This is a genomic window from Acinetobacter sp. UBA6720 (genome assembly GCF_002454215.1).
Classification (GTDB): Bacteria; Pseudomonadota; Gammaproteobacteria; order Pseudomonadales; family Moraxellaceae; genus Acinetobacter.
On the sequence record NZ_DKIK01000165.1, the window covers coordinates 1 to 14414 of the forward strand.

At 39.5% G+C, this 14414-nt stretch carries 12 protein-coding genes and 1 tRNA gene; 7 read left to right on the forward strand and 6 right to left on the reverse strand.

All coding sequences use genetic code 11. The features are described from left to right. Positions 1-92: 92 nt before the first annotated feature. Positions 93-1073 (reverse strand): LysR family transcriptional regulator, encoded by a 981-nt coding sequence (locus B4F08_RS14160; RefSeq protein ID WP_002120373.1) that lies wholly within the window; start codon positions 1071-1073, stop codon positions 93-95. A gap of 103 nt (positions 1074-1176) precedes the next feature. Here B4F08_RS14160 and B4F08_RS14165 point away from each other — a divergent pair, with 103 nt between their 5' ends. The 7 genes from B4F08_RS14165 (at position 1177) to B4F08_RS14195 (ending at position 8858) form a co-directional block, all read left to right on the forward strand. Continuing rightward, positions 1177-2289 carry a tartrate dehydrogenase gene (locus B4F08_RS14165; RefSeq protein ID WP_005075283.1) on the forward strand — a complete coding sequence of 371 codons (1113 nt, stop codon included), beginning with the start codon at positions 1177-1179 and terminating at the stop codon, positions 2287-2289. 20 nt (positions 2290-2309) lie between these two features. After that, positions 2310-3962 carry a BCCT family carnitine transporter gene (locus tag B4F08_RS14170; RefSeq protein ID WP_240301129.1) on the forward strand — a complete coding sequence of 551 codons (1653 nt, stop codon included), beginning with the start codon at positions 2310-2312 and terminating at the stop codon, positions 3960-3962. 11 nt (positions 3963-3973) lie between these two features. After that, positions 3974-4942, forward strand: coding sequence for an alpha/beta hydrolase (locus B4F08_RS14175; protein WP_005075287.1), 969 nt, complete (start codon positions 3974-3976; stop codon positions 4940-4942). A 48-nt stretch (positions 4943-4990) separates the two neighbouring features. Then, positions 4991-6106 (forward strand): carnitine monooxygenase subunit alpha, encoded by a 1116-nt coding sequence (gene cntA / locus B4F08_RS14180; RefSeq protein WP_002120432.1) that lies wholly within the window; start codon positions 4991-4993, stop codon positions 6104-6106. A gap of 63 nt (positions 6107-6169) precedes the next feature. Continuing rightward, positions 6170-7621, forward strand: coding sequence for an NAD-dependent succinate-semialdehyde dehydrogenase (locus B4F08_RS14185; protein ID WP_005075291.1), 1452 nt, complete (start codon positions 6170-6172; stop codon positions 7619-7621). A 47-nt stretch (positions 7622-7668) separates the two neighbouring features. Further along, positions 7669-8625, forward strand: coding sequence for a carnitine monooxygenase, reductase subunit CntB (gene cntB, locus B4F08_RS14190; protein ID WP_005075293.1), 957 nt, complete (start codon positions 7669-7671; stop codon positions 8623-8625). 156 nt (positions 8626-8781) lie between these two features. Then, a tRNA-Met gene (locus tag B4F08_RS14195) sits at positions 8782-8858 on the forward strand. Positions 8859-8901: 43 nt separating this feature from the next. On the opposite strand, the gene B4F08_RS14200 is transcribed toward B4F08_RS14195, so the two are convergent. The 5 genes from B4F08_RS14200 to B4F08_RS14220 form a co-directional block, all read right to left on the reverse strand. Beyond that, a complete protein-coding gene (locus B4F08_RS14200; RefSeq protein WP_002120422.1) occupies positions 8902-9930 on the reverse strand; it encodes a hypothetical protein in 1029 nt (342 codons plus the stop codon). Beyond that, positions 9923-11548: an NAD+ synthase gene (locus B4F08_RS14205; protein ID WP_002120406.1), complete on the reverse strand. Its 1626-nt coding sequence runs from the start codon at positions 11546-11548 to the stop codon at positions 9923-9925. The genes B4F08_RS14200 and B4F08_RS14205 overlap by 8 nt, the downstream gene beginning before the upstream one ends. 385 nt (positions 11549-11933) lie before the next feature. Further along, complete coding sequence (locus B4F08_RS14210; protein WP_005075294.1) at positions 11934-12494, reverse strand: hypothetical protein; 561 nt, start codon at positions 12492-12494, stop codon at positions 11934-11936. Positions 12495-12651: 157 nt separating this feature from the next. Further along, on the reverse strand, positions 12652-13104 hold the full coding sequence (gene hemJ / locus B4F08_RS14215; protein WP_002120291.1) for a protoporphyrinogen oxidase HemJ: 453 nt from the start codon (positions 13102-13104) through the stop codon (positions 12652-12654). Positions 13105-13122: 18 nt separating this feature from the next. Next, the gene (locus B4F08_RS14220) at positions 13123-14352 is read right to left on the reverse strand and encodes a beta-ketoacyl synthase N-terminal-like domain-containing protein (RefSeq protein WP_004952669.1); all 1230 of its coding nucleotides are present in this window, start codon (positions 14350-14352) and stop codon (positions 13123-13125) included. Positions 14353-14414 lie beyond the last annotated feature (62 nt).

A 14414-nucleotide genomic window follows, 5' to 3' on the forward strand; every position in this document is an offset into this window, starting at 1 on the left:
GGATAAATTATTTTATCTTTCAATCGGATATTATTTTTAAAATTTAAAAGCGATTTATTGCCCTAAGTGAATACACTTCACTTAGGGCTTTTTTATAGAAAGACTTTTTCAGGTGGTGGATCTCGTTTGACGGCTGGTGAAATGAGTTGTCCACGACTTAGGTTTTGTACATGCTTTAAACGATTGAGCAATTCGTTTTGAATAAACAAAATGCAGGTTTGTAATTTAGATGAGCTTTTGAGTCGTGATGGATAAACTGCCCAAACATCTGCATCTTGCCAATATTCGGGTAAAATGTGTTGGAGTTGACCTGTAATTAATTCATCTGCAACATCCCAAATTGATCGGAAAATAATCCCGTGGCCTTCTATGGCAAGTTGATGAATAATTTCGCCGTTATTCGAAACAAAACGTGGTTTGATATGCACTGAGACATCTTCAGAAGCATGCCTAAATTTCCATAGCACAGACGATTGATCACGCTCACTAATCGTCAAACAATCATGTGTTTGCAAGTCTTCAATGCTGTCTGGTACGCCGTGTTTAAGTAAATAACTTGGTGCCGCACATAAAATACGAAAATTAGAAGCCAGCTTCTTCGCAATCATGTTTGGCGCAATTTCATTACCAATTCTAATATCCAAATCAATACTGTGTTGAATCAAGTCCTTGGTATTGTCGATGGTGTCAAAATGAATCTGAAGTTTTGGATAGAGCATCATTAATTTAGACAAAATTGGTGCGATATGCTTTCTGCCAAAACCAAAGCTACTAATAATATCCATACGACCGGTAGGCGTACTGAGTGGGTTATTTACCAGTTCACAGACTTCATCAAATTCTTCAAGAATATTTGAAACTCTCTCAAGGATGAGTTTGCCATCTTCTGTCAGACTAACGTGACGCGTGCTGCGATGAAAAAGTTTGCAGCTTAACGTGTTTTCTAAAATATTAATTCGCTTGCTAATAAAAGCAGGCGAAGTCCCTAGTTCCTCAGCAGATTCGACAAAACTTTTTAGTTTGGCGACTGTGCAAAAAACCTTTAAATCCGATAGGTTAGGTAGATTGTTCACGATCCGTGTCCATTGGAGTGATAGTTCTGTTGTTGATCATTTTTGCTTAAAACATCATGTTTAAGCCATACAAGGATATTAGGCGAAGGTGTGAAGGAAGCTTATGGCAAAAAGATATAAAGTTGCCACGATTGCAGGCGATGGCATTGGTTTAGAAGTTCTACCAGAAGGCATTAAGGTTGTAAAGGCAGCAGCAGAGAAGTACGGCATTGAGCTTCAGCTAGATACATTTGATTGGGCAAGCTGCGATTACTACCTTGAGCACGGCAAAATGATGCCAGATGACTGGTTTGAAACTTTGCAGGGCTACGATGCAATTTATTTTGGCGCTGTAGGCTGGCCAGATAAAGTGCCGGACCATATTTCGCTTTGGGGTTCGCTGCTCCAGTTCCGTCGTGGTTTTGACCAATATGTGAATTTACGTCCAGTGCGCTTAATGCCGGGTGTTAAATGTCCCTTAGTAGGTAAAAAACCGGGCGATATCGACTTCTACGTGGTCCGTGAAAACAGTGAAGGTGAATATTCAGCCATTGGTGGTAAGGCTTTTGAAGGAACAGATCGAGAGTTTGTTTTACAAGAAGCTGTATTTACACGTCATGGTGTAGATCGCATTTTGCGTTATGCATTTGAGTTTGCAAATCAGCGTGACGCGAAAAAAATTACAGCAGCGACCAAGTCTAATGGTATTGCGGTCAGCATGCCCTATTGGGATGAACGTGTGGATGCGATGGCAAAACAATATCCACAAATTCAGGCCGATAAACAGCACGTTGATATTTTAGCAGCTCGTTTTGTTTTACAACCTGAACGCTTTGATGTGGTTGTTGCATCGAATTTATTTGGCGACATTCTTTCTGATTTAGGCCCTGCATGTACAGGAACTATTGGTTTGGCTGCTTCTGCAAATTTAAACCCAGAAAGAAAATTCCCATCATTGTTTGAACCTGTACATGGTTCGGCACCAGATATTTACGGTAAACAAATTGCCAATCCAATCGCTGCGATTTGGTCAGGTGCAATGATGCTCGAATTCTTTGGCGAAGAAGACGAACGTTGCATTCAAGCAGGTCAGGACATTATGCAGGCGATTGAGAATGTATTAATTAATGGGCCAAAGACAGCCGATATCGGCGGTCAGGCAAAAACTTATGAGGTAGGAGATGCAATTGCATCGTGTGTAGCCCAAATTAAAATGGACGTGTTCGCTATGGAATAACGCCATCCAAAAATGGATGTATGGATATGGATAATCAAAACACAAAAATTTATACGGATAAAGTTCTTGCCGTAACCAGTTTACTGTTTGTATTTATTTCAGTTGCTGGTTTGGCGATTTATTCGCAAGAGTCGATCAAGATCGCTGCAACATGGATGCAGTGGACGACATCGGTATTTACCACCCCAGTATTACTGTTTGCTTTTTTAGCCATTATTTTTACTTTTGGTCTAGCTTTTAGTAAATACGGCAAAATTAAACTCGGTGAAGGAAAGCCTCAATACACCACGATGTCATGGATATTCATGTTCATTTTGTCAGGTATTGGGTCTTCTATACTGTACTGGGGCTTTTTAGACTGGGCTTACTATTATCAAACACCTGGTTTGAGCTTACCGCCTGAGTCAGCAGAAGCATTGAAATATAGCGTGGCTTATTCGTTTTTTCACTCAGGTTTAAGTGCATGGGCAATTTATGCTTTGGCATCAATTTCTTTGTGCTACAGCTACCATGTTAGAAAAAACAAAGGTTTAAGTTTAGCTTCAGTGATTGAGGCTGTGACAGGCTTTAAATCAACTGGTGTGGTTGGTCGTTTAGTCGACTTAATGTTTTTGCTTTGTATGTTTGGCGCATTGACGATTTCATTGGTACTCACTGCTGTGACATTTACCAATATTTTGTCTCAGCTCACAGGTATCCCAAATACTTTTATGACTAAGGTCATCATTATTTTGGGTGTTTCGGTTCTATTTGCACTTAGTTCGTATGTAGGTATGGATAAAGGCATGCAACGTTTAAGTCACATGGTGTGTTTAGGCGTGGTGTTATTTGCGATTTATGTACTGTGCTTTGGTCCAACTCAATTCATTTTGAATAATTCATTAATGAGTTTCGGGTTAATGGCAACCAACTTTGTTGATATGAGTCTGTTTACCGACCCAATGGGCGATGGCAAGTTTACTCGTGAATGGACTGTTTTCTACTGGTTATGGTGGATTTCATATGCACCGGGTGTGGCACTGTTTGTAACGCGTGTTTCTAAAGGCCGTACTATTAAAGAAGTGATCTTTGCCATGGTGATTGGCGGCAGTGTTGGTCTTTGGTTTATCTTTGGTGTGTTTGAAAACTACAGCGTTTATAGCTTTATTCATGGGGCTGTAAATGTACCGCAAATCTTAAGCCAACAGGGTGGTGAGGTTGCAATTGGACAATTGCTCAGCCTGTTACCTGCTGGAAAGCTGATGATGTGGATTTTCCTCGGCATTATGGTGGTGTTCTTGGCAGCACATATGGATGCGGTTGGGTATGCGGTTTCAGCAACATGTACACGCGGTTTAAGTGAAGGGCAAGATCCATCGCCAAACGCACGTCTGTTCTGGTGTGTCATGCTGACTTTGGTTCCAATTGCCATGATCTTTAGTAAGGCACCTTTAGACACAATGAAAACAGCAACTATTGTGACGGCTTTACCATTCATTGTGATTATTCTGATTCAAACCTATGGTTTAGTGAAATGGTTGATTCAGGATTATGCCAAAGTCCCATCACATTTAATTGAGCAACAAGGTTATGATGATGTGGAAATTGGTTTAAACCAGACTCAAGATGAACATGCGAAACGGATGCAGCTTGAGCTTGCAAGCTCAATCAAACTGGACAGAAAAACCAGCTAGAGGGAACGGTAATGACTACATGTGAACAGACCACGTATGTTTTAAGTGAAGAAATGCAAAGCCTTGTGTATTGGAGCAGCATTTATTCACCAGCAGATGCAGATATTGACTCAGTCCGCGCGGCCTATGACGCGATGTGTCGACACTACACTTTGCCTCGTGATGGCAAGATCGAAGTAGAAGATAGAGTTGTTGCAAATGCAGAGCATCCTCTACCTGTTCGCATGTATTCACCAAAAACTAAACGACCTGAAGCTGGTTGGCCATGTGTGTTGTATTTACATGGTGGCGGTTGGATGGTGGGTGGACTCGATTCACATGAGTTTATTACCAGTTATTTATGTCAGGACTTAAATGCAGTTGTCATTGGTGTGGATTATCGCATGGCACCAGAACATCGCTTTCCAGCAGCTTTTGAAGATTGTTTAGCAGTTTATCAATGGCTTAAACAACATGGTTCTGACTGGCAGATTGATAGTGAAAATATCGTTCTAGCAGGCGATAGCGCAGGCGGTAACTTAGCAGCAGCCCTTGCAGTGCATCTACAGCATAGTGGTATGCAAGCTCAAGGTCTGGCTTTGTTTTATCCGTGTTTAACTACAGCACTTGATACACCAGCCGCACAACAGCATGCCCATGCGCCGTTACTCACAACGGAAGATATGCATTTTTATTTAAAGGAGTATGCACCGAATTCACAAGATTGGCAGGATTTACGTCTAGCACCTTTATTGGCAACTGATTTTTCAGATATGCCTACAAGTTTTGTGGCGGTTGCAGAATATGACCCTTTAAGTGATGACGGTTATTTCCTTACCCAAAAATTGGAACAAGTAGGTATCCCTAACGAGTTCCATTTAGGCAAAGGTTTATTACATGGCAGTTTACGTCTGATGCGTGACTGTCCTGAAGTTCAACAGTTATATCAAAACATGCTGAGTGCGATACGTCGCATGTTTGGCAGTGTCGAAAAGATATGAATTTAATATCGAGTCATTTGGACGAAAAGAATTTAATGGAGTAATAACATGAGTGCAGTTGAAAAATTACCTGAAGATTTTTGCGCAAACCCAGATGTTGCATGGACTTTCCCTAAAGTTTTCTATACTTCATCGCAAGTATTTGAGCATGAGAAAGAAGCAATCTTTGCTAAAAGCTGGATTTGTGTTGCACATGGCAGTGAATTGGCACAACCGAATGACTATATTACCCGTAAAGTAATTGGTGAAAATATTGTCATCATTCGTGGTAAAGATAGTGTTTTACGTGCGTTTTATAATGTGTGTCCGCACCGTGGTCACGAGCTTTTAAGTGGCAGTGGTAAAGCAAAAAATGTAATTACTTGCCCATACCATGCTTGGACTTTTAAGCTAGATGGTAGCTTAGCTTTGGCACGTAACTGTGACCACGTTGAATCTTTTGACAAAGAAAATTCAAGCATGGTGCCTTTAAAAGTTGAGGAATATGCAGGCTTTGTTTTCATTAATATGGATGAAAATGCGACTTGTGTAGAAGACCAACTTCCGGAATTTGCTGAGCGTTTAAATCAAGCATGTAGCGTAATTAAAGATTTGAAACTGGCAGCACGTTTTGTGACAGAAACTCCAGCAAACTGGAAAGTGATTGTTGATAACTATCTAGAATGTTACCACTGTGGACCAGCGCATCCAGGTTTTGCTGACTCCGTACAAGTTGATAAATATTGGCATACCACACATCAGAACTGGACATTGCAATATGGCTTTGCACGTTCATCAGAGAAATCATTCAAGCTTGATCCATCTGTAACAGATCCTGAATTTCACGGTTTCTGGACTTGGCCTTGCACGATGTTCAACGTACCACCGGGCAGCAATTTCATGACTGTGATCTATGAGTTTCCAGTAGATGCAGAAACGACTTTGCAGCATTACGATATTTACTTCACGAATGAAGAACTCACTCAAGATCAGAAAGATTTGATTGAGTGGTATCGCAATGTATTCCGTCCTGAAGATTTGAACTTGGTCGAAAGCGTACAACGTGGTTTGAAATCACGTGGTTATCGAGGTCAAGGCCGTATTATGACTGATAAGCAACGTTCAGGAATTAGTGAACATGGTATTGCTTACTTCCAACATTTAGTGGCGCAGCATCACAAATAAAACAAATGGATTTATTCAGGTGTAAAGATGACTTACACCTGATTCTTCAGTTAGGAAGATGATATGTCGAGTTTACAAAGTACTGAATTATTTCAGCAACAAGCCTACATTAATGGGCAATGGTTAGATGCACAGTCAAATGCAACGGTTCCAGTGACTAACCCTGCAACAGGTGAAGAAATTGGCACAATTCCTAATATGGGAGCGGCCGAAGCGACACAGGCTGTTGAGGCTGCTTATATAGCTTTGCAAAGTTGGAAGGCTTTAACTGCTCAAAACCGTGCAGATATTTTATTGGCTTGGTACAAACTGGTTCTCGAACATACCGATGAACTTGCTTTAATCATGACCATTGAACAAGGTAAACCTTTGGCAGAAGCGAAAGGTGAGGTGCGTTATGCTGCATCATTTATTCAATGGTTTGCCGAAGAAGGTAAGCGTATTTATGGTGATGTGATTCCAACCGTCAATAATCAGCAGCGTTTTATTATCAGTAAAGAACCTGTGGGTGTGGTGGCTGCGATTACGCCGTGGAATTTCCCAATCGCCATGATTACCCGTAAAGCAGCACCAGCTTTAGCAGCTGGATGTACGGTCGTGATTAAGCCAGCGAATGAAACGCCTTATTGTGCTTTAGCGATTGCGAAGCTTGCAGAAAAAGCAGGTATTCCGGCTGGTGTGATTAACGTTGTTACAGGTAAATCACAAGAAATTGGTTCTGTATTTACTTCGCATGAAAAAGTGAAGAAATTGACTTTTACTGGCTCAACTCCAGTGGGCCGTTTATTGATGCAGCAGTGTTCAAGCACCATTAAAAAATTGGCGCTTGAGTTAGGCGGTAATGCTCCACTGATTGTGTTTGACGATGCCGATTTGGATAAAGCTGTACAAGGTGCGATTTTTGCCAAGTTCCGTAATGCGGGCCAGACCTGTGTTTGTGCTAATCGCATTTATGTCCACGACAATATTTATCAAGCTTTTGCCGAGAAGTTTGTACAAGAAGTACAAAAGTTTAAAGTCGGTAATGGACTTGAAGATGGTGTGCAAATTGGTCCATTAATTAATGAAAAAGCAGTCTTGAAAGCACAGCAGTTGATTGATGATGCAGTGAGCAAAGGCGCTAAGGTAGCTTGTGGTGGCAAACAGCATGTTCTAGGGCAAACCTTTTATGAACCATCAGTTTTAACTAACGTTGACCGTACAATGGAAATTGTCCAAGAAGAAATTTTTGGTCCAGTTGCGCCCCTTATTCGCTTTACAGATGAAGCAGATGTGGTTGCTCAAGCAAATGACACGATCTTCGGTTTAGCTGCTTATGTGTATAGCGAAAATATTTCACGTTTATGGCGAGTATCAGAACAGCTTGAATATGGAATGGTCGGCATGAATGCCACAGCAATTTCAAATGAAGTTGTACCATTCGGTGGTGTGAAGCAATCAGGTGTTGGGCGTGAAGGCTCAAAGTATGGTCTTGAAGAATTTATGACCATTAAATATATGTGTTTAGGGCTTTAAGGATAAGCCCTAACAACAAGAATATGCGGTAAAAGAAGGATTCTAATATGGCTAATCATTATGAAATGTTCCCAGCGGTTGTTACTCGTGTGGAACAGCTAACCCCTTTAATCAAACGGTTTACGTTCAAACGTCAAGATGGGCAGAACTTTCCTCGATTTAGTGGGGGAAGCCATATTATTGTCAAAATGAATGAACAGCTTTCAAATGCGTATTCATTGATGAGCTGTACGCAAGATTTATCAACTTACCAAGTCTGTGTTCGTAAAGATGTGGAAGGTAAGGGTGGTTCAGTGTTTATGCATGATCAGTGTAATGAAGGCTGTGAAATTCAGATTTCAGAACCAAAAAATTTATTTCCATTAGCTGAAACAGGGAATAAACATATTTTAATTGCAGGTGGAATTGGCATTACACCATTCTTGCCTCAAATGGATGAGCTTGCAGCACGCGGAGCAGAGTATGAGCTGCACTATGCTTACCGTTCACCTGAACACGCAGCTTTACTTGATGAGCTAACACAGAAACATGCAGGGCATGTATTTAGTTATGTTGACTCAGAAGGCAGCATGCTTAATTTAGACGAATTAATTTCATCGCAACCAAAAGGCACACATGTATATGTATGTGGACCTAAACCTATGATTGATGCTGTGATTGATTGTTGTAACAAGCACCGTTACCGCGATGAATACATTCATTGGGAACAATTTGCCTCAACAGTTCCTGAAGATGGTGAAGCATTTACGGTGGTACTTGCCAAATCTAATCAAGAAATTGAAGTACAAAGTAATCAGACGATTTTACAAGCTATTGAAATATTAAATATTGATGTGGAATGTCTATGCCGAGAAGGGGTTTGTGGTACATGTGAAACTGCTATTTTAGAAGGCGAAGCAGATCACTTTGATCAATACTTAAGTGATGCAGAAAAGGCTTCACAAAAGAGCATGATGATTTGTGTGTCGAGAGCTAAAGGTAAAAAACTAGTATTAGATCTTTAATATATTTCTGTGGCCGATCAATTGTTTAAAGTAAAAAATGCTAAAAAAAGAACAAATAATGATGATCTGAATCTTATTTGTTCAATTGATGGGCATTAAGGGTTTTTACCTATTGACCTGCTATACAGAACTATAGATAATGCGCACACAGTTTACGGCTATGTAGCTCAGTTGGTTAGAGCACCGCACTCATAATGCGGGGGTCACAAGTTCAAGTCTCGTCATAGCCACCATTTTAAAAACCACGCTCCTGCGTGGTTTCTTTTTATCTATTTTTTACTCATTAAAATGTTTTTCAATCATATCGAGTGTTTTTGAGCTTTGATAAAAAGGAGCTAAAAGCGCTTGAAGTAATGGTTCTAAAATACCGTGTTCATTAAAGGCATCCATAACCTTCGGATAAAAACGTAAAGCTTCTGTTTGTAAGTCGCTTTCGGTTAATCCAATCTCACTTAATACTTCAAATAAACTCTGATCTTTATAAAAGTCATAAAAAACTTCGACACCATACAAAATCAGATCTTGCATAAATTGCGATTGGCGTAATTCTTTCCAGTATTCGTAAATTAAAACAAAGAACTCTTCTACATCGAGAGGAGTGAGCTGTTTCATAAATTCATACATTTTTTTATGTCTAATATCTTCCCAAACATGACGTACTAGACTTTCTAAATCTTCACTCGATAAAAGACTTAATTCTGTAAGTTGCTCATGAATAAAACTGGCAATCCAAGTTTCAAGTTTATGCTCGAGGCGTTGTTGTTGTAAAAAAGAGAATTTTTTGAGCTTATGTTGCCATTCAAAATGGTAGTCATCTACTCTAGATGCAGTTAGAAGTTTTGGTAATTTTTGTTCTAGAGTCGAGGTTGCAATATATTGGCAAAGCTGTTGTACAGAAGGGCTAGTTCTTAAAAACTGATTAAGATAATGAGGAATATGTTCCATTTCTAAAAATTTAGAAAGCCACATTTCAAATTGGTGGTCAGAGACCAAGTCTTGTAACTGAATTGGAGACTTCATAGCAGATAAATAAATACGCTGCGCGATTTCCCCAATAAACTCAAGTAAACCGGCACCTAGCTGCATTTCAAAAGCATAGCGTTTCACAACGGCTTGTAGTTGTTCTAAATCCACAACTTCATGTAGCTTGATTTCGTCAGCATGTTGCATAAATAACTGAATGAACTGCTGGAAATAAATAGGTGAGTTTTCTATAGATAATTGTTTTTTGAAAAATTCCACCTGCTCAAGCAAAAGTGCTTGAGCAAGTGCTGTAGTTTTTGATGAGTTTTTCTGCTCAGTCATTCGCTGTCCAACCGTTGACAATCGGATAACGTCGTTCGCGACTAAATGCACGAGAGGTAATTCTCGGGCCAATCGCACCTTGACGACGTTTGTATTCATTACGATCAACTAAACGGATGACTTTTTCAACAACTTCTTTATCAAAACCTTTGGCAATAATGTCGGCCTGACCTAAATCTTCTTCAATGTATGCGTAAAGGATGGCATCCAATACATCATATGCTGGTAAAGAGTCTTGGTCTTTTTGATCTGGGCGAAGTTCTGCTGAAGGTGGGCGGGTAATCACACGCTCAGGAATCACAGGGGTTTCGCTTAAGCTGTTACGGTATTTTGCTAATTCAAATACGATAGTTTTATAAACATCTTTTAGAACCGCAAAGCCACCAACCATATCGCCATAAAGCGTACAGTAGCCAACTGAAAGTTCAGATTTATTCCCTGTAGCAAGGACTAAATTACCAAACTTGTTTGATAAACCCATAAGCAATGTGCCACGAGCACGCGCTTGTAAATTTTCTTCAGTTGCATCAGCTGGTGAATTACCAAAGAAAGGATACAGGGTTTGCATGAAGCTATTTACGATTGAGTGAATTTCAGCAATACCGAAAGTCACCCCCATACGGCGAGCTTGTTCAGTCGCATCTTCTACACTAATTTGAGAAGTGTAAGTATAAGGCATCATTACAGCTTGCACTTTTTCTGCACCGATTGCATCAACAGCAATCGCAAGTGTAAGGGCAGAGTCGATACCACCAGAAAGACCCAGAATCACACCTGGGAAGCCTGAGCGCTCTACATAGTCACGAGTTGCCATGACTAAACCTTGATAGATTTCTGCAAATGTTTCTAATGCAGGAGCAGATTCAGTGACTTTATATAACTTTGTATCACGGTCAAATTCAGCAATATAAATGTCTTCTTTAAAGCTCGGTGCTTGTAAAGCAATCTCACCATTTTGATTACTGACAAAACTTGTACCATCAAAAATTAAATCGTCTTGTCCGCCCACTTGGTTAACGTAAACAATATTTAGATGAAGTTGTTTTGCAAGTTCACTTAAGGTCTGTATACGGTGTTGTGGTTTGCCGACTTCATATGGTGATGAGTTGAGTACAAGAACTGTATCAACATTTAATTGGCTCAACTGTTTGACCGTATTAATTGACCAGATATCTTCACAAATTAATACACCAAATTTATGTCCAAGATATTCAAACACCAAATGCTGATGGCCTTTTTGGAAATAGCGTTTTTCATCAAAGACGCCATAGTTTGGTAAATTGTGTTTGTTAAAAACACCCAAAACTTGACCGTCTTTCATGACAGCAGCAGAATTATAACGTTGACCATCTTCTGTCTGGTTTACAAATCCGAAAACCATAACAATATCTTTAACTTCGGCAAGTTGTGCAAAAGCCTTTTGCATACGTTTATTTAAATTTGGACGTAACAATAGATCTTCAGCTGGATAACCAATAACAGAAAGCTCGGGAAAAATAATCAGGTCAGCGTCTTGTTTTTTCGCCTGATTTACTTGCTCAATCATCTTTTGGGTGTTTGAGTCAATATTGCCAATATGCGGAGAAAACTGAGCAAGGGCAACTTTAAAACTTTTCATTCAAACCTAATCCTAGATCATAACGAATATAGATACACACAGTGTTGATTTTTATGAATATAATTTTTCAACGATGTGTATGATACGATAGTAAACAATTAAAATAGTAAACAAAAATGTCAAGATCAATAATATATACCAATCCCATATTTTCTGCGTAAAAATAACGAGATTTTCTGTATAGAATAGAAACAGGCTTCATTATTTTTATTGTTTGTATACTGCCTTATCACAAGCTAATTTGGAATAAGTCTGTTCTATTTTTTTCAATAATTTGAATTGAATAAGCGCACTTTTATAGTTTAGATAAGTATTTCTGATTTATAAGAATTCTCATTTACATTACGCAAAAAATGTTACGTTCAAAGTGAGATTGATTATTTAGTTACAAATGAAGTTGAGGTGAACAGATAATATTTGGGATTTTTCCAGAGCAAATATCGCGCGCAATTTCGCCTTGCTGTTCAATATTATACGTACTAAATGCCTTGTCAGGGTGGTAGGTATATTTGTAGGGATTGTAACTTTTAAAGCTGAGGTAATAGGCTGATTGTAATAAAGCACCTTTAAATAGTACATGAATGCCTTTTTGATATTGCATGACGTGGGTGAGTTCGTGAATAAAAATACCCTGCATAAACTTAGACTCTAGAGCGTAATCTTCGCTGTAATCAGCAGGATTGACATAAATATTCCCATTGGGGGCCATAAAAATACCGCAACTCTGCCAAGGGAGGTAGCGCGTAGCAATAATTTTAGGCCGTTCGCAATCAAGCATGTCACCGAAAACCATTTGCGCTAATATTTTTTCTTGAGCAGTCAAATGTCTAATCGGATAGTTTTTTAAGTGACGGAAAATAAAAAGTATAAGAAGAATAAATGGTGTATGGATTAAGCGTTTAAGGGCATTAAAAGTTAGCATAGCTTTGCCATTAAATGAGTTCATCTATTTGTTTAGCATAGTATAGATCATGTGTTGCTAAATAAAGAGCTATGACTATTCATTAGTTTTATAGTTCTGTTTTTATAAATATTTAAATGAATTTCATGTTTTTATTATTGTGAATATAAGACTTCTTAGAGAAGAAAAGCAAAAGCCCCAGTTAGAACTGAGGCTTTACAACAACTAAAATCACAACAGCAAATAAAATTAAGGTTGGCATTTCATTAAAAAAGCGCCAGAACTTATGTGATTTATAGTGAGCATTTCCGATGAGCTTTTTACGATAATAGCCACATACCAAATGATAAATCACTAATAAAGCCACTAATCCAACTTTGAGGTAAAACCAAGTCGCTTGATGGTAATGTCGAGTTGCATCACCCCACTCTACAAGGAAATGGGCGGTAATTAATGTAGCAATCATCGAAGGCCACATGATTCCACGATACAACTTGCGTTCCATTACCTCAAAGCGTTGATGACTTGCAGCATCTTCACTCATAGCATGATAAACATATAGACGTGGTAAGTAGAACAAAGCAGCGAACCAGCAAACCACGGCAATAATATGTAATGCTTTTACCCACAAGAAAGCATCAGAAGGTGCATCCATCGATAATCCTAGGTGGGATTATGCATCCCACTTCTTGAAAATAAGGCAAGCGTTAACACCGCCAAAGCCAAAACTGTTACTCATGACAGTATTCAGTTTTGCATCACGTTTTTCAAGTACAATATCGAAACCTTTCGCGCCTTCATCTAGTTCTGTAACGTTGATGTTCGGTGCGATGAAGTCATTTTGCATCATTAGTACAGAGTAGATTGCTTCCTGTACACCTGCTGCACCCAAACTGTGGCCAGTCATTGATTTGGTTGAGCTTAGTGCAGGTACATTACCTTCGCCAAAAGCACGTTCCATTGCTTTTAATTCGGTTACGTCACCTGCAGGTGTTGAAGTCCCGTGAGTATTGACATAATCGATTTGTTCAATGCCATGTTGTTTTGCTTCATCAAGTGCCATGAGGATACAACGCGTAGCACCTTCCCCAGATGGAGCAACCATATCTGCACCGTCACTGTTGGCAGCATAAGCGACTACTTCTGCCAAAATGTTCGCACCGCGTGCTTGAGCATGCTCAAGTGATTCAAGAACCACAAAGCCACCACCACCCGCGATCACGAAACCGTCACGGTCAGCTGAATAAGGACGAGATGCTGTTTCTGGTGTATCGTTATATTTAGAACACAATGCACCCATAGCATCAAAAAGTAAGCTTTGAGACCAGTGATCTTCTTCACCACCACCAGCAAGCATTAAATCTTGTTTACCTAATTGAATCAGGTTGTAAGCATAACCAATTGCATCAGCAGAAGTTGCACATGCACTAGTAATAGAGTGAGCAATACCTTGTAGTTTTAATGCAACACCAACGTTTGCAGTAATCGTATTACTCATGTTGCGTGGAACAAAGAAAGGTCCAATTTTACGTGCACCTTTTTCTTCCAGTAATTTAACCATCTCTGCAACAGAAGCAGTTGAGTTACCGCCACTACCACCAGCAATACCGTATCTTGGGTTGTTAGCTAGGTCTTCTTGTTTGAGACCTGCATGTTCTACGGCTGCAATAGCGGCATTGTAAGCATACATTGCACACACGCCCATGAAGCGTTTCAATTTACGATCAATGCCATCAAAATCTTGAACAGCTGCTGCGCTCACATGACTTTTGAAATTAAGTTCAGCATAAGTTGGGTTAAAACGTGTCCCAGAGATTCCATTTTTTAGAGAATGAGTAACCTCTTCCAAAGAGTTACCGATACATGAGTTGATGCCCATACCAGTGATTACAACACGTTTCATTTACAGTTCCCTTTTATGGTAATACTAAGCCTTGTACAACATCGCTATAGTTAAAATCAGGA

Coding starts and splice junctions, on each gene's coding strand:
- B4F08_RS14165 (WP_005075283.1), top strand. CDS start 1,177: ATGGCAAAAAGATATAAAGTTGCCACGATTGCAGGCGATGGCATTGGT.
- cntA (WP_002120432.1), top strand. CDS start 4,991: ATGAGTGCAGTTGAAAAATTACCTGAAGATTTTTGCGCAAACCCAGAT.
- B4F08_RS14170 (WP_240301129.1), top strand. CDS start 2,310: ATGGATATGGATAATCAAAACACAAAAATTTATACGGATAAAGTTCTT.
- B4F08_RS14210 (WP_005075294.1), bottom strand. CDS start 12,494: ATGAACTCATTTAATGGCAAAGCTATGCTAACTTTTAATGCCCTTAAA.
- hemJ (WP_002120291.1), bottom strand. CDS start 13,104: ATGGATGCACCTTCTGATGCTTTCTTGTGGGTAAAAGCATTACATATT.
- cntB (WP_005075293.1), top strand. CDS start 7,669: ATGGCTAATCATTATGAAATGTTCCCAGCGGTTGTTACTCGTGTGGAA.
- B4F08_RS14175 (WP_005075287.1), top strand. CDS start 3,974: ATGACTACATGTGAACAGACCACGTATGTTTTAAGTGAAGAAATGCAA.
- B4F08_RS14205 (WP_002120406.1), bottom strand. CDS start 11,548: ATGAAAAGTTTTAAAGTTGCCCTTGCTCAGTTTTCTCCGCATATTGGC.
- B4F08_RS14185 (WP_005075291.1), top strand. CDS start 6,170: ATGTCGAGTTTACAAAGTACTGAATTATTTCAGCAACAAGCCTACATT.
- B4F08_RS14200 (WP_002120422.1), bottom strand. CDS start 9,930: ATGACTGAGCAGAAAAACTCATCAAAAACTACAGCACTTGCTCAAGCA.
- B4F08_RS14220 (WP_004952669.1), bottom strand. CDS start 14,352: ATGAAACGTGTTGTAATCACTGGTATGGGCATCAACTCATGTATCGGT.